The following is a 21151-nucleotide window of genomic DNA, read 5'->3' as shown; positions in this document are numbered from 1 at the left end:
CTGTGAACTCCGCGTCCACTTCGGACTTGTTGGCGGTGCTGGCGGCTCGCGCAGCGGGCCGGGCTCCCGGCAGAGGCGTTGCGGAGATACGATGGCCCGGTAGCCGCAGATGCGCCGCTGGCCCGTGATCGCTGCTCGCATCCGGCGCCGAGGCCGGACGGGAAGAACATGAGCACGGGTAGAGAGCCGAGCCTCACCGAGGTCGTCATGGAGCACGTGCGCTCCGCCGTCATCGAAGGCACGATGCGCCCGCAGGAGTGGTACAGCGTCTACCAGCTCTCCGACGAGCTCGGCGTCTCGCGCTCGCCGGTCCGCGAAGGCCTCCTGCGGTTGGAGGAGGCCGGTCTCATCCGCTTCGTGCGCAACCGCGGTTTCCAGATCATCCCCACGACGCCCGAGGACGTCGCGGAGATCTTCTCCATCCGCCTCGCCCTCGAAGTCCCGGCGGCCCATCGCGCCGCCCTGTACGCCGACGAGTCGTTCACCGCCGAGGCGGAGGAACTGCGCCGGCAGATGTGCGAGGCCGCCGAGCAGGACGAGGAGACGCGCTTCTTCGCCGTCGACCAGCAGCTGCACGGCATCGTGCTCATGGCGGGCAGCATGCGGCGCGGTCACCGGATCGTCGATCAGCTGCGGGTCTCGACCCGGTTGCTCGGCGCTTCGACGGCCGGCCGGAGCCGGGACTACTCCGACATCATCGGCGAGCACGATCCGATCGTCGCCGCGATCCTCGCAGGCGATGGCCCCGGTGCGGCCCGGGCGATGCGGGAGCACCTCGAGGCCACCGCCGTGCTGCTGGTCGGTCAAGCGCTGCGCTACGCGGAGCGGTCCGAGGACCCCGGGGAGCTCTGGACCCGGTTGCGAGCGGGTTTCGACTCCTGATCCGCCCAGCGCTCACGACTGTTCGGTCGGCTTCTCCTCCGGGAGGTACTGCAGCGCGAATGCGGCCAGCGCGCAGACCGTCGCCGAGCTGAACGCCGACCAGTTGAGCGCCGAAGCGGCACCCTCCACGAGCCCAGGGCTGAGGACGACGACGCCGAGCAGCTGGCCGAAGACGATGAGCGCGCCGAGTGCGAGGAAAGCGACCAGGGCGAGCCAGAAGACGAATTCGAGGGCCTTCTTCACAGCGGATCCTCTCAGCTCGGAATCGGCAGCCAGCCCATGGCGATGAGCCACGCGATGGCGATGATGGGAACGACGAACCAGATGATGAGCGGGACGAACGTCTTCTGGGGGCTGACCTCGGCCATGCCGGCGGACAGGTAGATGGGCGCGCCCACCGGCGGCGAGGCGCCCTCGGTCGAGGTGCACACCAGGATCGCGCAGATGGCCACGACCGCCGGGACGTCGACGGTGCCCAGGGCGATGACCGCCGGAGCGGCGATGGCCGCCGCTGTCGCCGTCGAGGACAGCGGCGTGGCCACGAGCACCGCGGTGAGGCACACGACGAGGACGAGCAGCGGCTTGGGCAGCTGCAGCTGGGCCAGCGTCTCGGACAGCTGCGGTCCGACGCCGAGCTCGCTCATGATGTTCGAGGCGGCCAGTGCGGCGAACAGGGAGATGCCCACCGTGGCGAACTGCGGTGCTTCCGCCCGGATCGCCCGGCGGAGGTGCCCCCAGTTGCCGCGCAGGCGCTTGCGGCCCTCGATGAGCGCGATCGCGGAGATCAGGATCGGCACCCAGACGATGATGGAGATCTCGCCCATGGCCGATTCGCCGATCCGCGCTTCGGATTCCAGCCAGTTGAAGAGCGGGCCGAAGGTGAGCAGCACGGGGATGAGGATGCCGACGAAGATCGTCATCGACGTCCACCCGGTCGACAGCGCCTGGCCGAAGGTGGCCAGGTGGCGGGAGTCGGTGCGCCGGATGCCGTCGCGGCGGGTCCAGATGAAGACGACGAGCATGCGGTAGAGCACGCAGTAGGCACCCGCGGCGAACAGCGAGACGTAGACGTCACCGGCGCTGACGCCGACGGCGGCAGGTGTCGCCAGGATGATGAACATGGTCGAGTTCGGCGGCAGCGAGACGCCGAGGCCGGAGTTGCCCGCCACCAGCGTCGCGGCCCGCGCGCCGGACCAGCCGTTCTCCTTCATCCACGGGATGGTCACCGAACCGACGGTGGCGGCGTTGCCCGCGGTCGATCCGGCGACGAGCCCGATTGCCGCGGACCCCGCCGTCGAGACGTAGGCCGCTCCGCCGCGCAGGCGGCCGAAGACGGAGTTGAAGATCTCGATGAGCCGCTCGATGAGGCCGGTGGCCGAGACGATCACGCCCATGAAGACGAAGGCCATGCCGGCGAAGGTCACGTCGTTGTCGAGCGCGCCCCAGACACCGGTCCACAGCAGCGAAAGGGCGTCCTTGCCGCCGACGAGCGCGGTGGCCAGGAGAGCCACCAGCAGGGACTCGGAGATCGGTCTCTTCAACGGGACGTTCATCACGACGGTGACAGCGATGAAGACCAGCAGCGCGAGGATGCCCATCGTGTTTCACCTGTTTCTTCGGGTTGTCAGCCGCTCAGCGCGGAGCGGGGTGCCAGGGGGATGCGGGTGCGGCCGTCCTCAAGCGCTCTTGTCGAGCGCTCGACGGAGCAGTTGGGCTAGGTGGAGCCCCTGCTTCCGAACCGGGCCTCGGTCGCTCGGACCGGCCTCGTCGGCCAGGCCCTCGCGGATCTGCGTGCGGCAGGAGTAGCCGTCGGCGAGCACGACGGCCTCCGCGTCGAGCTCGCGGATGCGCGGGAGCAGTTCCCGCTCCGCGAGGCGGCGGGAGAGATCGGCGTGACCGGGCTCGAACCCCCAGTTGCCCGCCAGGCCGCAACAGCCGGTCTCGATCTGGGACTCCTCGACGCCCAACCGGGCGAGTGCCACGCCGGTGCCTCCGTGGCCGCGGCGGGAGCGCTCGTGGCAGTGGACCTGGGAGAGCGCCGGGACCGGCAGCTCCCCGAACGGCCAGTCCGCGTCGTCGACGTGCCGGGCGACGATGTCGCCGAGCGTGACGACTTGTTCGGCCAGCCGGCGCGAGCGCGGGTCGGCGGCGAGGAGCTCGGGAGCCTCTTCGGTGAGCATCGACGCGCACGACGGTTCCAGGACGACGACGGGAGTGCGGCCGTCGATCCAGGCGTCGAGCGAGTTCAGCGTGCGGGCGAGGACCTGCTGCGTTCTGCCGAGCTGGCCGGTCGAGTGCCACGTCAGCCCGCAGCAGACGAACCCGCGAGGAACGATCACGTCGTAGCCGAGTGCGGTGAGGACGACGTGGGCGTCGGCGGCCACGTTCGCGTCCAGGTGGTTGGTGAAGCTGTCCGGCCAGAGCACCACCTTCCCGCGGGTGGCGCGCTCGGTGCGGAAGCGCCGCGACTTCGCCAGCGACTGGAAGCTGCGCGGGGAGAAGCGGATCATCGAACGGCCGGTGTCGACGCCGCCGAGCCGCATGACGGCCTTCTGCACGGGGCGGATCGACAGCAGCGCGTTGACCGCTCGGGCGGCACCGGGGACGAGGTGCAGGATTCTGCTGGTGAGGGGCAGCCAGCCCATCGAGTAGTGGGCCATGGGGCGGCGCCGGCCCGCGTAGTGCCGGTGGAGGAACTCCGACTTGTACGTGGCCATGTCGACGTTGACGGGGCATTCGGAGGCGCACGCCCGGCAGGAGAGGCACAGATCGAGGGCGTCCTTGACGTCCTCGGAGCTGGTGCCCTCCGGGTAGAGAACGCCGCGGAACATCTCGGAGAGGATGCGGGCCCGGCCGCGAGTGCTGTGCACCTCGTCACGGGTGATCTGGAAGGAGGGGCACATCGCGCCCTCGTCCGAGCGGCAGGCGCCGACGCCCACGCAGCGGTTCACGGCGTTGACGAGTGATCCCCGGTCGTGGCTGAGGGCGTGCACGGGGATGAACTCCCTGCTGCGCTGTCCCGGTGCCGCGCGGACCCCGGCGTCGAGGGCATCGGGCTCGACGAGCACACCGGGGTTGAGGGCGCTGTCCGGATCGAAGGCCGCTTTGAACGCGGCGAAGGCCGCGAGCGCCTGCGGCGGGTACATCTGCGGCAGCAGGGCGGAGCGGGCGCGGCCGTCGCCGTGCTCGCCGGAGAGCGAACCTCCGTGGGCCGCGACGGTGGCGGCGGCATCGGACATGAAGGCCCGGAAGACGCCGAGCCCGTCCTCGGTGCCGAGGTCGAAGGAGATGCGGATGTGGACGCAGCCCTCGCCGAAGTGCCCGAACGGGATGCCACGCAGGCCGTGCCGGTCCAGCAGGGCGTATAGATCGCGGAGGTAGTCGGCGAGCTGCTCGGGCGGTACGGCGGAGTCCTCCCAGTTCGGCCAGGCCTCGCCACCGTCGGGCAGGCGGGTGACCAGACCTGCCGCGGATTCCCGGATCCGCCAGAGCTTGCGCATCTCGGCCGGATCGGCGACGACGACGGCGTCCACGGTGCCGTGCTGGGAGTGGGAATCGAACTCGGCCACGAGTTCCTCGGCGCGCAGCCGGGCGTCTTCGGCGGTCTCACCGGTGGTCTCGCAGTAGAGCCAGCCACCTGCCGGGCGCGGGTCACCGACACTGCCCGGCAGGATGTCCCCGGCATCGCGTCCCTGGCTGATCCGCAGCACGTCGAGGAGGTCTCCGCCCATGCCCTCGGAGGTCACCACACCGTTGCGCCGGGTCAGCGGCGCGGCAGCGGCGGCGTCGAAGACGGTGGGGAACGCCAGGACGGCCAGGGCGGTGGCCGCGGGCACGGGAACGAGCCGGACGACGGCTTCGACGATGATGCCCAGGGTTCCTTCGGAGCCGGCGAAGGCCTTGGCCGTGTCGAAGCCGTTCTCCGGGAGCAGGTGGTGCAGCCCGTACCCGGAGACCTGCCGGGGGAACCGGCCCAGGGCGGTGCGCAGCAGCGCGAGGTTCTCCTCCCGCAAGCGCAGGAGGGCCCGGTCGAGCTCGGGATCGCTCGTCCCGCCCCGCTTCAGCGTGACCAGCTCCCCGTCGGCGCGCATGACGGTGAGCTCGACGACGTTGTCCGCAGCGGTTCCCCAGGCCAGCGAATGGGATCCGCACGCGTTGTTGGCGATCATGCCGCCGACGGTGCACCGGCTGTGGGTCGACGGGTCCGGCCCGTAGGTGAGGCCGTAGGGCGCCGCCGCCTCGCGCAGTGCGTCGCAGACGACGCCGGGTTCGATCCGGGCGGTGCGCGCTTCGGGATCGATTTCGAGGACGCGGTTGAAGTGCCGGGAGGTGTCGATGATCAGGCCCTCGCCGATCCCGTTGCCCGCCACCGAGGTGCCGCCGCCGCGGACGGTGACCGGCCAGCCCTCCTCCCGGGCGAGGAGCACCCCGGCCCGGATCTCCGCTCGGTTCCGCGGTTCGAGGACGGCCCGGGGCACGCGGCGGAAGATCGAGGCATCGGAGACGTAGGCGCCCAGCGCGGCGCGATCGGTGCGCAACCGCGCGCGGATGTCCTCGGTGGACGCTGTCGTCACCGTGCTGCTCTCCCTTCAGGTGGTCGGCGGTGACGACCAGCCGCACCAGGAGAACCTGCGCGGGTGGCACCCGAATCGTGGGGCAAGTCACCGGCGGCAGGACAGTAACATGTTACTCACGGAGGTTGGCAACCATCGGCCCCGCGAGCCCCCGCCCGGCCGATCCGGACTGTGCTGACCTGCGCACGCAGCGTTGACCTGCACCTGCGGTGCGGTGTTGGGAGGTCGGGATAGGCGGCGCGCAAGCTCGGCTCTTGCGTGAAGGTGCTCCTGACCGAGCTAGATCAGGAGCACCTTCGTCCCCAGCAGTGACGGATCAAGCGAATTTCAACGCCCTGCCTTAACGCTGGCCAGGTGGAGAGGGGCGGTGCGGATCGCGGTGGATCCAGCTTTTGCCCTCTGCTGCGATGCCTTCCAGAATGTGCAGGGTGGGGGTGAATCCTGCGGTCTCGAGGTTGAGCGTGACGAAGGAGTTGATGTGTTCTTCGGGTGAGGGATGCTGGTCATCGGGTTCTGTGACGCGGATGTTCCTGGTCGGGCCGTTGCTCAGTGTCAGTTCGAGGGTGTATTTGAGTGCGCTGGTGGTGGCTACGTGCACGGAGGAAACGGCGTCGAAGCGGTAGTTGCTCCGTTCCTCGCCGTTGAACGAGCCGGTTTCGAAGTTGAGTTCAGTGCTGATCTCGCGGACTCCGTCCAGGCTGACGAGGAACAGCCGGATGTCGTACTTGGAGTATCGCCAGGGGCAGCCTTCGAAGCGCGCCCGTTTGGCCCCGGTAGCGCGCGTTTGCAGGAATGAGTGGGCGATGATGTCGCGCCATGCCAGCCGGTAGTGGCGCAGTGTCTTGTCGACCAGCAGTGTTTTATCTGCGATAAGCCATGTTTCCATCTCGTCCTCGCCCGGCCGGATGGAGTCCAGCTTGCGCTCCCATCGGTCGTAGGCGGCCACGCGCTTGGTGAACTCCCGCTCCTGCTCGAGAGATTCCTCGGCGTACCGTCGCCGCTCGGCGATGATGTGGAAACCACGCTGCGCTGCGGTGCGCCCGCCGAGTCCTGCGGCGATTGCGGCTGCTACGGCAGGCAGCGGTGCGGCCTGGAACGCCGCGATAATAGCGACGGCTGCTGCGGGGATCGCTGCCACCAGCGATAGCAAGCACCATGCCTTCGTCGATGGTGAGGTCCGGTACTGCTGCTGGAAGTCGAACAGCGTTCCCGCGCGCCAGCGTTTGCGGACTTCGAGCACGAGGTAACCGATCAGCCAGTTGATCTCTCCGATGGAGATTCTGGTCTCACGATAGATTTCGACGATCTCGTTGCGGAGCTCGTTGCGGACGCCGGCCGTTGCGGACAGCCAGTGCTGGCGGTTCTCCTCGTCCGGTGCGTACTTGCTGAAGTAGTGATCGAAGGACTGGTCGACGCGATTTGCGAACCCGCCTTCGGGAACGCGCCGCCGTTCGGTTGGGCCGAAGTAGACCTGCTCCTTGGTTCTCATGCGCAGCGTGCGGTAACGCCATTCCAGCGCGTTGCGGGCCGCGACGTACCCGGCTACGAGCGCAAGGAGGTAGGCGATCACGGCTATCGGCTCAGCGCGCAGCAGCACCAGCCACCCGAGGTAGCCGACGGTGAGGAGGAATAGCGTAGTGCCGAAGAATCTCCGTATCTGGTCGCCATCGGTGATGGACACACTCGCCACAGGCCGAATACGCGGTCGCGCTGGCACAGGATGGAAGTAGGCCCACACGCGGCCGAAGCGATCGTTGCTCACCTGATCGACTTTGGCCGCCTCTCGGGCTTGTGCCCAGAGACGGTCCTTCATCCCGCCGGTGAGGACCAGATCGAGGTGCCGCATGATCTTGTCGCGCTGCTTCGCCGGCGTGGTGAACAGTTCGTCGATGGCGGCCGCCATGTCGGCTTCACGCCCTGCAGTGGCATCCAGAAGCTTGCACACCGCAGACAGTGCGCGTTTCCACTCACCTTCAGGAAAAGAATGCACGAGCTTCGATGTCTGATCGAGCTGATCTCGTTCCTGCGCGTTGAGGTCCCGGTAGGAGCGCTTGCTCAGCAGTGCCAGTATCCAGTGGAACCGCACTTCGGCGGAGTCGAAGTCGTGCGCGATGGCATCGCCGATGAGATCCCGGGCCCGGCCGGGAGTGCCACCGTCCAGAAGTTTGAGGCCGACCTCGTACTTCCGGGCGGGCGGGTCGGCCGGAGCACTCACGTACACGGTCGAGTTGTGCACGGAGTCCGCGACGATGCCGACCGTGGCTCCCGGCTCGGCGCTCACCTTCGTCGTGGGCTTCTCCGACTCCTCGCTCATGACAGACTGTTCACCGCCGTGATGATGGTGGCGATCTTGGTCACGAGCTCGGCGACGTCGTCGACGAGGCCGCGCATTCGCTTCAAGGACAGCACGGCCTTGCTCTTGGCTTCGGGTTCCGTCGTTTCCAGGGCCTGGCGTGCGTTGTCGAGCTCTTCACTGGCAGCCTTGTAGGTGGCGTCGTCGACAGCTCCATTGGCGCGCACACGGGCAAGGTGATCAGCCAGTCCCCGCAGCTCAGCGCTCAGGTCGGTCGCGGTGGGCGAGGAGCCGGTAGCTACGGTGACGTTGCTGTTGTGAACATCGCGAGCCACGATGCCAGCGATACCGGAGCTGGAAATGGTGATGTGGCTCGGGAAGTCACGTTCTTTGTTCATCGCGTTGCGCTCCTGCCGGGCGATCAGCTGCTTGGCGAGATGAGTGGCGAACGTGGCGGCGCCGGCCGCAGCTCGTGGTTGCCAGTCGGCGTCGTCGCTGCTGTTCTTCGTTCCATCGGCGCGATCGCTGATGCCGCGCACGATCGCGACCGGCACGCCGTTGAAGTGGCCCGCTTGCGCGACGCCGGCGGCCTCCATCTCGATGGCCAACGCGTCGTTGAAGTGTTCCCGGACCCAGCGCGCCTCGTAGGAATGGCGGGAGTTGTGCAGAACCTCGCCCGCAGCGACGGGGCCGAAGTGAACCTTGGGCGTGTACTCGCCACGCAAGTCCTGCATCCAGTCGTCGGAACGGGCGATGTGCTGTGCGAGCTGATGGAGGGAGTGTGCGGTTTCCCAGGCACGTGGCCGGGCTTTCGCTCCGTCATCCTCACTGGTGGCCCCGTGATAGCCGTAGACATGGGTCGCCACGACGAGGTCGCCCAGCTTCGTCTTGCCCCACAGCGCTCCTGCCACACCGACGAACACCAACGCCGCCGGTGAGAACTGCTGCATCGCTCGTTCAGCGAACACTGCGGCAGGATGGTTCCCCTTGCCGGTCTGCCCGAGAGCGATGCGGCAATCGCTGCCTCGCAGATGGCCGACCTCGAACAGCGAGCCCTTGTCATGGTGGTGCAGCCGCGGGTCGATGAGCTTCTCGCGGACGGCCTGATACTCGAGATCGAAGGCCGTCAGTATCACGACCAGATTGTTCGTCAACGTTCCTCCTCGACTGGTATCGGGTGTTCGGGGCGGGTCAACGGCGGACTCAGCACGGCGCGCGTCCCGGCCCGGTACAGACGCGCAGGTCGCCCCTTCGTTGTTCTGCGGGTCGACTCCACCGGGACGAGAAAGCCAGGTACTCCCTGGACCTTCCGGTAGAAGTTGCGCGGATCGAGCGAGACACCCCAGACCGCCTCGTAGACCTTCTGCAAGTCCGAAATCGTGAAGATCTCCGGGCAGAACGCGGTACCCAGAGCGGTGCGCTCCAGCTTCGCCCGCGCTCGCTCCACACCATCGGCCAGGATCTGCTGATGGTCAAAAGCGAGATTCAGGCCCCCGCTCAAAACGTCGTCGACCGGTCGCCACGAAGCGCTCGCGGCGTCAGTGCCCGCGATCGGTTCGGGGAGGCTCGGGGCGATGGCGAGGTAGGCCACTGAGATCACACGTCCGCGCGGATCGCGCCCGGGCTTGCCGTAGGTGCCCAGCTGTTCAAGGTGTAGCTGGGCACCGTCGAGATGTGCCTCCTCGCTCAGCTCGCGGTGCGCCGCCCCCTCGATGTCCTCGGCGGCGTTGTTCAGGAACCCGCCAGGAAGTGCCTGAAGTCCGCTATACGGTGCGACGCCCCGCTCCACGAGCAGCACCTGCAACTTCGAGGAGCGGAGCGTCAGGATGACGAGGTCAACTGCCACCAGAACTCGTGGGGCCGACCAGTTCTCATCGTCGTTCACGTGACCGACACTACTTTATTGTCAAAGTGACAGAAATGCTCTTTCTGGGGGACCCGCACCGCGCAGAGCAACCTGGGTACGGCTCCGAGCAAGCTGTCGACAAGATCCGGTGGCTCCCGTCGTTTGCTGGTGGTGGTAGCAAGTCGGTCCGGAGGAGGACGGGGATGAAGTAGTTGACTGTCCACAGTGCTCATCGATGTGTCTCATTGAGCAGCACGTGACTGTGTCTAAGGCTGGTCGGCCCGGCGGCGGTGCGTAGAGGTGGGATCGCACATCTGGACGATCGCCTCACCAGCACGTCGGGGTACAGGGTCAGCTGCAGCCCGCGGGCCTGGCTCGGTGCCGAAGTGTGCGGCTGGCCGGGGGTGGGCCGGTCATCGCATGTCGCTCACGGACGAACGCGGGACGAATCTTGACTTCGTTCGAACGCCGAAACACACTACCGATCTGCTCCAGCCGTGTGATGCGGGTAACAAGACCTGCTCTCGTGTTCAGGAGGTATCCGCGATGGCGGAAGTCCGCACCGTCCGCGGCCCGGTTCCGGTCGACCGGCTCGGGGTCACGCTCATGCACGAGCACGTGTTCGTCCTCGGTGCGGAGATGCGGCAGAACTACCCCGACTACCCGGATCGCTGGGACGAGGACGCGAGGGTCGCGGACGCGGTCGAGAAGCTGCGGCAGTGCAAGGCGCGCGGCGTGGACACCATCGTCGATCCGACCGTGATCGGCCTCGGCCGCTACATCCCGCGCATCCAGCGCATCAACGAGCAGGTCGACATCAACATCGTGGTGGCGACCGGCGTCTACACCTACGACGAGGTTCCGATCCAGTTCCACCACACCGGGCCGGGTCTGCTCTTCGACGGCCCCGAACCGATGGTCGAGCTGTTCGTCGCCGACATTCGCGAGGGCATCGCCGGGACCGGGGTCAAGGCCGCGTTCCTCAAGTGCGCCATCGACGAGCGGGGCCTGACCCCGGGCGTGGAGCGCGTGATGCGCGCGGTCGCGCAAGCGCACGTCGAAACCGGTGCACCGATCACGGTGCACACCAGCGTGCACAACCGGTCCGGACTGATCGCGCAGAAGGTGCTCGCCGAGGAGGGCGCCGACCTGACCAAGGTCGTCATCGGCCACTCGGGTGACAGCACCGACCTCGACTACCTGCGCGAGCTCGCCGACGCAGGCTCGTACCTCGGGATGGACCGGTTCGGGCTCGATGTCCTGCTGCCGTTCGAGGCCCGGGTCGGGACCGTGGCCGAACTCGCGCAGCGGGGTTACGCGGAGAGGATGGTCCTCTCGCACGACGCCTCGTGCTTCATCGACTGGTTCCCCGAGGGAGCCAGAGTCGCGGCAGTCCCGAACTGGATCTACACCCACATCAGCGACGACGTCCTGCCCGCCTTGCGGGAGCGCGGAGTCACCGAGGAGCAGATCACCACGATGCTCGAGGAGAACCCCCGCCGCTACTTCTCCGCGTGACGCCTACTGCGGACCGCTTCGCAGCAGAACCGGTTCTGGGGAGGAGGCATCTATGTGATCGGTAGCGGAAGGATGCCGTTGCTGTCAGGGGTAGTTGCTGCCTTGCGCGTATGGACAAGTGAATAGAACGTGTTCTAGCCTTGCCTGACGCTCGAACTGCTCCGAACAAGTTCTGCTCGCGGTGAAAGGCATCGGGATGGCTGAGGCTGATTACGTCGTTGTGGGCGCGGGCAGCGCCGGGTGCGCGGTGGCGCGACGGCTCGCCGAACGGGGATCCAGCGTCGTCCTGGTCGAAGCCGGGGCGCGCGACGACCGGGGGCCGTTGAAGAGCCTGTTGAGCATCCCGGGCGCCATCGCGGTGGTGCACTCCACGCCGCAGCTCAAGAAGTTCTTCGACTGGGGCTACAAGTCGGTTCCGCAGGAGCACGCGGCCAACCGCAAGATCCCCCAGACCCGCGGCAAGGTGCTGGGCGGATCGAGCTCGGTCAACGGCATGCTCTTCGTCCGGGGCAACCGGGAGAACTACGACGGCTGGGCCGACGACGGCTGCAAGGGCTGGTCCTACGACGACGTCCTGCCCGCGTTCAAGCGCCTGGAGCACTGGGAGGGCGGTGCGAACGACTTCCGGGGAACGGGCGGCCCGATCCGCGTCCGCAAGCAGGGCGGGCTCACCGAGGCCGCGCAGGGGTTCATGGACGCGGCGACGAGCCGCCTCGGCGTGCCGGTGCTCGACGACTACAACGCGGAGGGCCAGGAGGGCATCGCGACCATCCAGCTCAGCGCCGATCCCGGTGTGCGGTACTCCTCGTCGAAGGGCTACCTGCACAGCCGCCCGGTGGACTCGCTCACCGTCCTCACCGACGCCACCGTTTCCAAGGTGGTGCTCAGCGGTTCGCGCGCCACCGGGGTGGAAGTCATCGGCAAGAACGGGAGCCGACGCGTCATCCGGGCGGGGCGCGAGGTCATCCTGTCCGCCGGGGCGTTCGGTTCCCCGCAGCTGCTCATGCTCTCCGGCATCGGCCCGGCGGAGCACCTGCGCGAGCACGGCATCGAGGTGCGGGCGGACCTGCCGGTCGGGGACAACCTGCACGACCACCTCTTCGTGCCGGTGTCGTTCCGGATGGACTCGGCCCTGCGCAGGCCGACGCCGACGTACTTCGCGCGCGGCCTCGCCCGGGAGTGGTTCCGGCCGGGGTCGGGATGGGCGGGCGGCTCCCAGTTCGAGGCGACCGGCTTCGTGCGCACCTCGCACGCCGGCTCGATCCCGAACCTCCAGCTGCTGAGCCTGTACTGGGTCTACCCGATCCCGAACCAGGACTCCGACAAGGCGGTGCGACCGCCGTCGACCAAGCCGGGGCAGAGCGTCTTCCCGACGCTGATCTACCCCGAGAGCCGCGGCACCGTCCGCCTGGCCAGCGCGGATCCGCTGGCGGCACCGCTGATCGACCCCGCGTACCTGAAGGCGGGCAAGGACGCCGATGTGCTCCTCGAAGGCATCAAGATGGTGCGCGAGGTGATGGACGGCGTCGGCGACAACGAGGGCGAGATCGGACCGGGGCAGCAGTACTCGGACGAGAAGGAACTGCGCCGGATCCTCCCGGACTTCGTGCACAGCGTCTACCACCCGGTGGGAACCTGCCGGATGGGCGCGGACGAACGAGCGGTGGTCGGGCCGGACCTCAAGGTCCTCGGCATCGACGGCCTCCGGGTCGCGGACGCCTCGGTGATGCCCTCCATCATCGGCGGCAACACCAACGCCCCCTCGATCATGATCGGCGAACGCTGCGCGGACCTGATCCAGAGCTGAGCTCCGGGTCCTGCGCTGCCGCTGCCGTCCCACTGATCGCCGGTCGTCCACAGAGGACGCTTTCGGTCGCTTTCGGGAACGCGCAGGGCCGTCAGGAGATGACGTTGCGGACGAACGTGGTGGTGATCTCCGCGCTGTTGACGTAGGCGTAGTGCTGGGCGCTGGAGTAGATGGCGTAGTCGCCTTCGGCGACGTGGACCGGTCCTTCGTCGCGTTCGATCAGCAGGTGGCCGCGCGTCACGTAGACCATCTCGTGCCACCCGTCGGGATCGGGCTCGCCGTCGTAGCGGTCGCCGGGCGCGAGGCTCCAGGTCCACAGCTGGGCCTCGTTGCGCGCCGGGGCGCTGCCGAGCAGGACCGCCCGGCTCTCCGGGTGGCCGCCGCGCCAGGTGGTCGCGTCGATGCGGTTGCTCGGTGCGGTCGGCGGGGCCACCAGGTCGACGAACGTCGCGCCCAGCGCGTCGGCGAGCTTGTCCAGGCCGGACAGGCTGATGTTGGACTCGCCCGCTTCCAGGTTGATGATCGTTCGCCGGCTCACGCCCGCGGCGGCGGCGAGCGCGGCCTGGCTCTGGCCCGCCGAGCGGCGCAGGCGGCGCAGGTTCTCCCCGACGTGCACCAGGACGTCCGGGCGCGACTCTTGCATGTGCAGCATTTTACACATAGCGTGGTGCAATATGTTGCACATTCGTTCGCGGTTCCCGGTGCTGAGCAAGCACGAGTCGGCGCTGGTCGGCATCACCGCGATCTGGGGAGCGACCTTCCTGATCATCCACACCGCGATGAACCACAGCGGGCCGCTGTTCTTCGTCGGAGTGCGCTTCCTGACCGCCGGGTTGATCGGGCTCGTGGTGTTCCGGCGCGCCCTGGCCGGGCTAACCTGGCGCGATCTGGGAGCGGGCAGCGCGATCGGAGTGACGATCTTCCTCGGGTACGGGTTGCAGACCTGGGGGCTGCAGACGGTCAGCAGCAGCAGCTCGGCGTTCATCACCGCGCTGTACGTGCCGATGGTGCCCCTGCTGCAGTGGATGCTGCTCCGCAGAGCACCGCGGCCGATGACCTGGGCCGGTATCGGGCTCGCCTTCACCGGCCTGGTGCTGCTGGCCGGGCCGGGCGCGGCCGGGATCTCCCTGAGCGCGGGTGAGATCGCCACGCTCATCAGCGCCGTCGCCATCGCCGCGGAGATCATCCTGATCGGGCTGTTCGCCGGGAAGGCCGACCTCGGCAGAATCACCGTCGTGCAGCTGTTCGTCGGTGGTGGGCTGTCCCTGCTGATGATGCCGGTCGTCGGCGAGCCGGTCCCGGCGTTCTCCTGGGTCTGGCTCATCGCGGCGGTCGGCCTCGGCGCCGCGAGCTACCTGATCCAGCTCACCATGAACTGGGCGCAGCGCGCCGTCTCCCCGACGAGGGCGACCATCATCTACGCCGGTGAGCCGGTGTGGGGCGGTGTCATCGGGCGGCTCGCCGGCGACCGCCTGCCCGGCCTCGCGCTCCTCGGCGCGGTCTTGATCGTCCTCGGAGTGATCGTCAGCGAGCTGAAGCCCCGGAGGCGCAGGAACTCCCCGGAACGCGCGGAAGTTCCCGGCGACGCCGAGTTCCTCCGCGGCGCGGAGGAGACCGGCGCTGCCTCGCGCTGATCCGTCCGCGCGCGTTCAGGCCCGGAGGAACGCGGCGGCGTAGTCGCGGGCGAAGTCGGTGATGTCGCGAGCGGGATGCCCGGTGAGGTCCGCGACGGAGGTGTGCACGTCGGCTGCTTCGCCGCGGGCGTAGTGGGCGTAGTCCTCGACGAGACCGTCGAGCTGCCACGGCGGGAGGACGCCGGTCAGCGCCGCGGTGAACTGGTCGGCAGGTGCGTCGCGGAAGGTGATGGTCCGTCCGGTGGCGGCTGAGAGCGCGTCGGCGATCTGGGCATGGGTGACGGCGCGGGGGCCGGTCAACGTGTAGGTGCGGCCGGTGTGCCCCGCGGTCGTCAGCACGGCTGCGGCGCTCTCGGCGATGTCCCTGGTGTCGATCGCGCTGATGGCGGCGTCACCGATGGGCGCGGCGAACCAGCCCTGCGCGATGGTGCCCGCGAAGCCGAGCAGCGCCTGCAGGTAGAGGTTGGGCCGCAGCACGGTGCGGTCGAGCCCGAGCTCCCGCACGTGCGCTTCGACTTCGGCGTGCCAGCGGAGGAAACGCACCGGCGAGTCGGTGCGCGCCGCGTACTGGGACAGGAGCACGAGCCGGTGCACGCCCGCATCCCGGGCGAGGTCGGCGAACCGGATCTGGAGCGCGGCGGCGTCGGGAGCCGAGGGGCTGTTGAGGAAGGCCGCGTCGACGCCTTTCAGGGCCGCGGTGACCGAACCCGGATCCCGCAGGTCGGCGACGACGTTCTCGACGCCGGCGATCTCGCGTTCGGGGTCGCGGATCATCGCGCGGACGGTGGCGCCGCGGGCTCGCAGGGCGGGGATCAGCGCGGAACCGACGGTTCCGGTCGCGCCGGTCACGAGCACGGTGGGGGCGTTCATGGGAGAGCCTTCCTGCTGCGGAGATCAGTGCGCGCGAGCCGCGCATGACTGGATGATCGCGTCGGTGCGCGCCCGCTCGCGTCGGCGACCATCACCTACTTCCGCTGGCCCGCGGCGCGATAGGTGTGTCGCGGGTGACAGCATCTCCCCATGGATCGGACCACGCCTCGGCTCCTCGGCCGGGACGACGAGATCGAGCGGCTGCTCGCTCTCGCCGACGGGGCGGAGCGGGGCGAGGGCGGCGCGCTCGTCCTGCGCGGCGAGGCGGGCATCGGCAAGAGCGCGTTGCTGGAGCACCTCGTGCGCGCGGTGCCTGCGGGCTTTCAGATCATCCGCGCGTCCGGGTCGGAGTTCGAGGGCGAGATGCCGTTCGCGGCACTGCACCAGCTGTGCGTTTCGGTGCTGACCCACCTCGACTCCCTGGAAGCGCCCTACCGCGACTCCCTGCTTGTCGCGTTCGGGTTGGCCGACGGGACGCCGGACCCGTTCCGCGTCGGCCTCGCCGCGCTCGAACTGCTGGCGTCGGCCGCGGCGGAGCGGCCGGTGCTGTGCGTCATCGATGACGCGCACTGGATGGACGCCGCTTCGGCGAGAGCCTTCGCGTTCCTGGCGAGGCGCATCGCAGCGGAGCCGATCGCGATGGTGTTCGCGGCCCGCGACGAGGACGCCGTCCGGGGCCTGGACGAGCTGCCGGGCCTGACGATCGGTGGCCTGAGCGACGCCCACGCGCGCGAGCTGCTGGCCGCGGCGAAGACCGCGACGCTCGACGAGCGGGTGCGTGATCGCCTCCTCGCCGAGGCGCGCGGGAACCCGCTGGCCCTCATCGAACTGCCGAGAGCAGGTGGTTTCGCGCTGCCGACTCCGTCGCCGGTCGCGAGCCGGATCGAGCGGAGCTTCCGGGCCAGGATGGCGGAATTGCCCCTGGAAGCGCGGATTCTGCTGATCCTCGCCAGCGCCGATCCCACCGGCGATCCGGGCCTGCTGTGGGCGGCCGCGCGGCGGATGGACATCGACGTGACCGCCGCGAGCGCCGCCGCCGAGGGCTCCGGGCTGATGATCTTCGGCACGCGTGCGCGCTTCTGCCACCCGTTGGCCCGCTCGGCCGCATACCGCGCGGCACCGCCGGAGCAGCGCCGTGCGGCGCACCAGGCGCTGGCCGACGCCACCGACCCGGACGTCGCTCCGGACCGGCGGGCCTGGCACCGCGCTCAGGCGACCAGCGGGCCCGACGAGCGAGTCGCGGCGGAGTTGGAGTCCTCGGCGTCGCGCGCCCAAGCACGCGGGGGAGTGGCGGCAGCAGCAGCGTTCCTTGAACGTGCCGCGGCGCTGTCGCTCGATCCCGGCGAGCAGATCGGGCGCACGCTCGCGGCCGCCGGAGCGGCGCTCGACGCGGGTGGTGCGAACGCTGCTGCGGACCTGCTGGCCAGCATCGGCACTGAAACGCTGGACGATCGCCAGCGCGCATCCGTCGAGCTGCTGCGCGGACGGATCGCCTTCGTCCGAGGCGCGGACGGTGCCGTCGAGGGAGCGGAGCTCATCCTGCGGGCCGCACAACGGCTCGCGGCCGACGATCCGGAACGGTCGCGCGAGTTCTTGGTGTCAGCGCTGGAGATGGGGCTCGTCGTCGGCAGAGCGGCGGGCGTGATGGAACGGGTGCTCGACGCGGCCCGCTCGGCGCCGCCGTCGTCGCGGCAGCCGGATCTTCTCGACGCGCTGGTGCTGTTGCGCACCGAGGGGCACCGCGCCGGAGTTCCTGCGCTGCGGCAGGTCCTGACCGGTGACGATGCCGGCTGGATGAGGGTTCCTGCGCTGGCCACGGTGTTGGCGGGCGAGCTGTGGGACATCGAGCTGCACACGGCGGTCACCGAGTGGCTGGTGCGGTCCGGGCGGGCCACCGGCTCGCCGATGACCATCCGGCTCGGCCTGTCGCAGGCGGCGCTGTCCGCGGTCTTCGCCGGTGACTTCGGGCGGGCGATGGCCGCGATCGCCGAGGAAGAAGCCGTCGCCGACGCCCTCGGCGACCTGTCGCAGCTGTACCCGAGGGTGCACCTGGCGGCGATGCGCGGTCGGCGCCAGGAAGTGCTCGACCTGGTCGCCGAGGTGATGAGCCGGGGCACCGGCCAGCTGGCGGCGAACGCGCACTGGGCGACGGCCGTGCTGCACAACGGCCTCGCCGACTACCCGGCCGCGCTGGAAGCAGCCGGGCGAGTGGTGGCCGACGGCGACCTCTTCCTCACCGGCATCGCGTTGCCCGAACTGGTGGAGGCCGCGGTCCGGTGCGGTGACCGCACCGCCGCGCGGTCGGCTCTGGATTCCCTGGTGGAGCGCACGGAATCCGCCGGAACCGGCTTCGGCCTCGGCGTAGCGGCAGGCGCACGAGCACTGGTCAGCGACGCGGAAGACGACCACTTGGCGGCGCTCCAGCACCTGGCGGACAGTCCGGTGGCGCTGCACCTCGCGCGGGCGCACCTGCGCTACGGCGAGTGGCTGCGCCGCGCGAATCGGCGCCGTGACGCGCGGAAACACCTGCGCTTCGCGCACGAGAAGCTGTCGGGGATGGGGATGGAAGCGTTCGCCCAGCGCGCCGCGGGCGAGCTGCGCGCGACCGGCGAAGTGGCCCGCAGCCGCTCCGAGCACACCTACGACCGCCTGACCGCGCAGGAGATGCACATCGCGCGCCAGGTGGCTGCGGGCGCGACGTCGAAGGAAGTGGCCACCCACCTGTTCATCAGTCCGCGCACGGTTGACGCGCACCTGCGCAACATCTTCCGGAAACTCGGGATCACGTCCCGCAGACAGCTCCGGAATATTCCAGAAGTCGGATGACGGACGCTGCGCGCCCGGACAAATCGGTGCGCCGCTGAACGCCAGGCCGCAGGTGCGGCCTGGGAAAACCCGCTCCCGGCCGGGTTCAACCCATCCACGCTACCGCTCGGAGTGCCGGAGAACATCCGGAATGGCAACCAATTTTCGGAAATATTCGGTAAACCGCTGAGGGGTGGCTGAGAATTGCTCGCGCCAGTGGAAAATCCGCCACCCGCGTTCACCCGTTCGTGTAGCCTCGCCGCATGCGCACGTTGATTGGAACGGGCGCGACGAAGAACTTATGGGGATTCAATGACTGGGACAATGGCCGAACAGAGTCGGCCGGTAGAACTGAACGGCTCGACCGGGAACGGACAGCGGTCGACGCCGGTCCGCGTCTCGCCCAGCGACGCCAGGTATGGGGACCTGGTGCGCGGAAAGAATCAGCGCTGGGTCGCCCGACCCGATTACGTTTACCTGCCCACCTCCAGCCGCGAGGTGCGAATCGCGGTTCAGGACGCGGTCGACTCGCAGAAACGCCTCTCGGTCCGCAGCGGCGGGCACTGCTACGAGGACTTCGTGTACAACCCGGACGTCAACGTCGTGATCGACCTGTCCGAGATGACCCGGGTGTACTTCGACCGGGAGATGAACGCATTCGCCGTCGAAGCCGGGGCGGAGCTGCTCGACGTTTACGAGACCGTTTACCGGCTCCGGGGCGTGACCTTCCCCGGCGGGATGTGCTACTCGGTGGCCGCCGGTGGGCACATCTGCGGTGGCGGTTACGGCTTCCTCTCCCGGAAGCACGGGCTCGTCGTCGACCACCTGTACGCGGTCGAGGTGGTGGTCGTCGATGAGAACGGCACCGCCGACATCGTCATCGCGACCCGGGACGCCGACGACCCGAACCGGGATCTGTGGTGGGCGCACACCGGTGGCGGCGGTGGCAACTTCGGCGTGGTCACCCGCTACTGGCTCCGGTCGCCGGAAGCCGATGCCGATCCGACCGCGCCGCTGCTGCCCTCGCCGCCGGCCGAGGTCCTGGTCAGCGCGGTTTCCTGGGACTGGGAGTCGATCACCGAGGACTCGTTCCGCAGGCTGATCGGCAACTTCGCCGACTGGCAGGTCCGCAACCAGGACCCCGATTCGCCCGCCGCGGGCCTGTTCGCCACCCTCCAGGTCAACCACCGGTCGAACGGTCAGATCGGGATGATGACGCAGATGGACGGGTCGGTGCCGGACGCGGAGGCGGTGCTGGCGCAGTTCCTCGACGAGGTGTGCGCCGGCGTCGAGGTCCCGACCGGTCCGGTGACCACCTCGATGGGCGACTACCTGCCGAGGCCGCAGCTGGCGACGCCGCGGCGGCTGCCCTGGCTGCAGGCGACGCAGATGCTGGCCACCGGCACGCCGACGCTGACCAACCCCAGCCTGCGGGCCAAGTACCGGTCGGGGTACTTGCGCGCGTCGCTGTCGGATGACCAGATCGGGACCATCTACCGGTACCTGACCAGCCCCGACTACAGCAACGACACCGCGCTGCTGCTGATCTCCGCCTACGGCGGCAAGATCAACTCGGTGGCCGCGGAGGACACCGCGGTGGTCCAGCGCGACTCGGTGATGAAGCTGCTGATCCAGAACTACTGGTCCGACCCGTCCGAGGACGACTACAACCTCAGCTGGATCCGCGCGTTCTTCCACGACATGTTCGCCGAGACCGGCGGCGTGCCGCTGCACGACGAGCGCACCGCGGGCTGCTACGTCAACTACCCGGACGTCGACCTCGACGCCCCGGAGTGGAACCGGTCCGGGCTGTCCGGTGTGGAGCTGTACTACGGGAGCAACTACCCCCGGCTGCAAGAGGTGAAGCGGCGCTGGGATCCCGGCAACGTCTTCCGCCACCGGCAGTCGGTCCGGCCCTGACGGAGAACACGGCGGCGGGAACACAACCGGTTGTGTTCCCGCCGTCCCCAGTCACTCAGCTCAGAGCTGCTTGAGCATTCCCCCGTCGACCACCAGGTCCGCGCCGTTCATGTTGGGCACGCGGCCGGAGGCCAGCAGCACCACGAGCACGGCCAGCTCTTCCGGCTCGGTGAACTTGCCGGTGTTGAGCCCGGTCATCGCAGGCACCTGCGAGACGAACTCCTCGTGGTCGATCCCCGCGCTGCGGGACAGCCCGGAGGCCATCCCGTCGGAGGACGTCCAGACCGCGGTGCGCGTCGGCCCGGGGGAGATGGTGTTCACCCGCAGACCCGCTTCGCCGTACTCCTCGGCGAGCGACTTGGCGAAGTTGGTCATCGCGGCCTTGGCCGCGGAGTAGTCGATCAGCCGCGGCAGGGCCAGCTGCGAGTTGACCGAGCCGATGTTGACGATGTTCCCCTTGCGCTCGAGCAGGCTCGGCAGGGCCGCCCGGGTGGTGCGCACCGTGCTGAAGAAGTTCAGCTCGAACGCGTGCTGCCATTCTTCGTCGCTGATGGCCAGGAATCCGTCGGTGCGCGCCGGGGAGCCGCCGACGTTGTTGACCAGCAGGTCGATGCCGCCCAGTTCGCCGAGCGCCCACTCCACCATTTCCGCGGTCTGCCCCGCGTCGGACAGATCTGCTTGCCGGGTCAGCGGAGTCGCCTCGGCCAACGCCTCACTGGTGGTGCGAGCACATGCAGCGACCTGCACTCCCTCCGCGGCCAGCGCCTGGACCACGGCCAGGCCGATGCCCTTGCTGGCACCGGTCACCAGCGCGGTCTTGCCTTCCAGCTTGAGTTCCATCTCGCTCCATTTCACTCGCATGCGTCGTGCGATCGATAGCGTATCCGGAAATTTCGCGCCCGGAGGGAGAATCCGCGGAGTGCGATCTCCCTCTCGCTTCCGTTCTGCTGTTCAGCGGATTGCGGCGGCTCTGCATGGTGCAATTTGGCATATTCCACCATC

The 21151-nt window shown here is 68.8% G+C and carries 15 protein-coding genes; 6 read left to right on the top strand and 9 right to left on the bottom strand.

Annotated elements, in window-relative coordinates:
* Positions 1-168 precede the first annotated feature (168 nt).
* The gene (locus C4T78_RS04390) at positions 169-882 is read left to right on the top strand and encodes a GntR family transcriptional regulator (RefSeq protein WP_093346931.1); all 714 of its coding nucleotides are present in this window, start codon (positions 169-171) and stop codon (positions 880-882) included.
* Positions 883-894: 12 nt separating this feature from the next.
* On the opposite strand, the gene C4T78_RS04385 is transcribed toward C4T78_RS04390, so the two are convergent.
* From C4T78_RS04385 to C4T78_RS04360, 6 genes are all read right to left on the bottom strand, one after another.
* The gene (locus C4T78_RS04385) at positions 895-1125 is read right to left on the bottom strand and encodes a hypothetical protein (protein ID WP_093346933.1); all 231 of its coding nucleotides are present in this window, start codon (positions 1123-1125) and stop codon (positions 895-897) included.
* Between the two features lie 11 nt (positions 1126-1136).
* Positions 1137-2480, bottom strand: coding sequence for a TRAP transporter large permease subunit (locus tag C4T78_RS04380; protein ID WP_093346935.1), 1344 nt, complete (start codon positions 2478-2480; stop codon positions 1137-1139).
* Between the two features lie 78 nt (positions 2481-2558).
* Entirely contained in the window at positions 2559-5456 is a 2898-nt protein-coding gene (locus C4T78_RS04375) for an FAD-binding and (Fe-S)-binding domain-containing protein (RefSeq protein ID WP_093346938.1), read from the bottom strand.
* Between the two features lie 340 nt (positions 5457-5796).
* Positions 5797-7770, bottom strand: a complete 1974-nt coding sequence (locus tag C4T78_RS04370; protein WP_093346940.1) for a hypothetical protein — start codon at positions 7768-7770, stop codon at positions 5797-5799.
* Positions 7767-8903, bottom strand: a complete 1137-nt coding sequence (locus C4T78_RS04365) for a 5'-methylthioadenosine/S-adenosylhomocysteine nucleosidase family protein (RefSeq protein ID WP_093346942.1) — start codon at positions 8901-8903, stop codon at positions 7767-7769. Before C4T78_RS04365 ends, C4T78_RS04370 begins: the two co-directional genes overlap by 4 nt.
* Complete coding sequence (locus C4T78_RS04360; protein WP_093346944.1) at positions 8900-9634, bottom strand: NUDIX hydrolase; 735 nt, start codon at positions 9632-9634, stop codon at positions 8900-8902. The genes C4T78_RS04365 and C4T78_RS04360 overlap by 4 nt, the downstream gene beginning before the upstream one ends.
* A 507-nt stretch (positions 9635-10141) precedes the next feature.
* On the opposite strand from C4T78_RS04360, the gene C4T78_RS04355 reads away from it, so the two are divergent.
* The gene (locus C4T78_RS04355; protein WP_093346947.1) at positions 10142-11113 is read left to right on the top strand and encodes a phosphotriesterase family protein; all 972 of its coding nucleotides are present in this window, start codon (positions 10142-10144) and stop codon (positions 11111-11113) included.
* Between the two features lie 196 nt (positions 11114-11309).
* Entirely contained in the window at positions 11310-12920 is a 1611-nt protein-coding gene (locus C4T78_RS04350) for a GMC family oxidoreductase (RefSeq protein ID WP_093346949.1), read from the top strand.
* A 91-nt stretch (positions 12921-13011) separates the two neighbouring features.
* Here C4T78_RS04350 and C4T78_RS04345 read toward each other — a convergent pair whose 3' ends face one another.
* Positions 13012-13563: a helix-turn-helix domain-containing protein gene (locus C4T78_RS04345; RefSeq protein ID WP_218161453.1), complete on the bottom strand. Its 552-nt coding sequence runs from the start codon at positions 13561-13563 to the stop codon at positions 13012-13014.
* Positions 13564-13594: 31 nt separating this feature from the next.
* Here C4T78_RS04345 and C4T78_RS04340 point away from each other — a divergent pair, with 31 nt between their 5' ends.
* Complete coding sequence (locus C4T78_RS04340; protein ID WP_093346954.1) at positions 13595-14554, top strand: DMT family transporter; 960 nt, start codon at positions 13595-13597, stop codon at positions 14552-14554.
* Positions 14555-14569: 15 nt separating this feature from the next.
* Here the strand turns inward: C4T78_RS04340 and C4T78_RS04335 are convergent, their stop codons facing one another.
* Positions 14570-15424: an SDR family oxidoreductase gene (locus C4T78_RS04335; RefSeq protein ID WP_093346957.1), complete on the bottom strand. Its 855-nt coding sequence runs from the start codon at positions 15422-15424 to the stop codon at positions 14570-14572.
* 150 nt (positions 15425-15574) lie between these two features.
* Between C4T78_RS04335 and C4T78_RS04330 the strand changes: the two genes are divergently transcribed.
* Positions 15575-18250 (top strand): ATP-binding protein, encoded by a 2676-nt coding sequence (locus tag C4T78_RS04330; protein WP_093346960.1) that lies wholly within the window; start codon positions 15575-15577, stop codon positions 18248-18250.
* A 408-nt stretch (positions 18251-18658) separates the two neighbouring features.
* Positions 18659-20149, top strand: coding sequence for an FAD-binding oxidoreductase (locus C4T78_RS04325; RefSeq protein ID WP_235863031.1), 1491 nt, complete (start codon positions 18659-18661; stop codon positions 20147-20149).
* Between the two features lie 60 nt (positions 20150-20209).
* Here C4T78_RS04325 and C4T78_RS04320 read toward each other — a convergent pair whose 3' ends face one another.
* The gene (locus tag C4T78_RS04320) at positions 20210-20989 is read right to left on the bottom strand and encodes an SDR family NAD(P)-dependent oxidoreductase (RefSeq protein WP_093148869.1); all 780 of its coding nucleotides are present in this window, start codon (positions 20987-20989) and stop codon (positions 20210-20212) included.
* Between the last annotated feature and the right edge of the window lie 162 nt (positions 20990-21151).

It is taken from the genome of Saccharopolyspora kobensis, from assembly GCF_900108315.1.
In the GTDB taxonomy this organism is placed as follows: domain Bacteria; phylum Actinomycetota; class Actinomycetes; order Mycobacteriales; family Pseudonocardiaceae; genus Saccharopolyspora; species Saccharopolyspora kobensis.
This window is presented reverse-complemented; position numbering and strand designations above follow the sequence as displayed.

What these genes read in the sequence shown, in the direction of transcription:
- C4T78_RS04390 (WP_093346931.1), top strand. Translation starts at nt 169, where the DNA reads ATGAGCACGGGTAGAGAGCCGAGCCTCACCGAGGTCGTCATGGAGCAC.
- C4T78_RS04380 (WP_093346935.1), bottom strand. Translation starts at nt 2,480, where the DNA reads ATGGGCATCCTCGCGCTGCTGGTCTTCATCGCTGTCACCGTCGTGATG.
- C4T78_RS04370 (WP_093346940.1), bottom strand. Translation starts at nt 7,770, where the DNA reads ATGAGCGAGGAGTCGGAGAAGCCCACGACGAAGGTGAGCGCCGAGCCG.
- C4T78_RS04355 (WP_093346947.1), top strand. Translation starts at nt 10,142, where the DNA reads ATGGCGGAAGTCCGCACCGTCCGCGGCCCGGTTCCGGTCGACCGGCTC.
- C4T78_RS04350 (WP_093346949.1), top strand. Translation starts at nt 11,310, where the DNA reads ATGGCTGAGGCTGATTACGTCGTTGTGGGCGCGGGCAGCGCCGGGTGC.
- C4T78_RS04345 (WP_218161453.1), bottom strand. Translation starts at nt 13,563, where the DNA reads ATGCAAGAGTCGCGCCCGGACGTCCTGGTGCACGTCGGGGAGAACCTG.
- C4T78_RS04340 (WP_093346954.1), top strand. Translation starts at nt 13,595, where the DNA reads ATGTTGCACATTCGTTCGCGGTTCCCGGTGCTGAGCAAGCACGAGTCG.
- C4T78_RS04335 (WP_093346957.1), bottom strand. Translation starts at nt 15,424, where the DNA reads ATGAACGCCCCCACCGTGCTCGTGACCGGCGCGACCGGAACCGTCGGT.
- C4T78_RS04330 (WP_093346960.1), top strand. Translation starts at nt 15,575, where the DNA reads ATGGATCGGACCACGCCTCGGCTCCTCGGCCGGGACGACGAGATCGAG.
- C4T78_RS04320 (WP_093148869.1), bottom strand. Translation starts at nt 20,989, where the DNA reads ATGGAACTCAAGCTGGAAGGCAAGACCGCGCTGGTGACCGGTGCCAGC.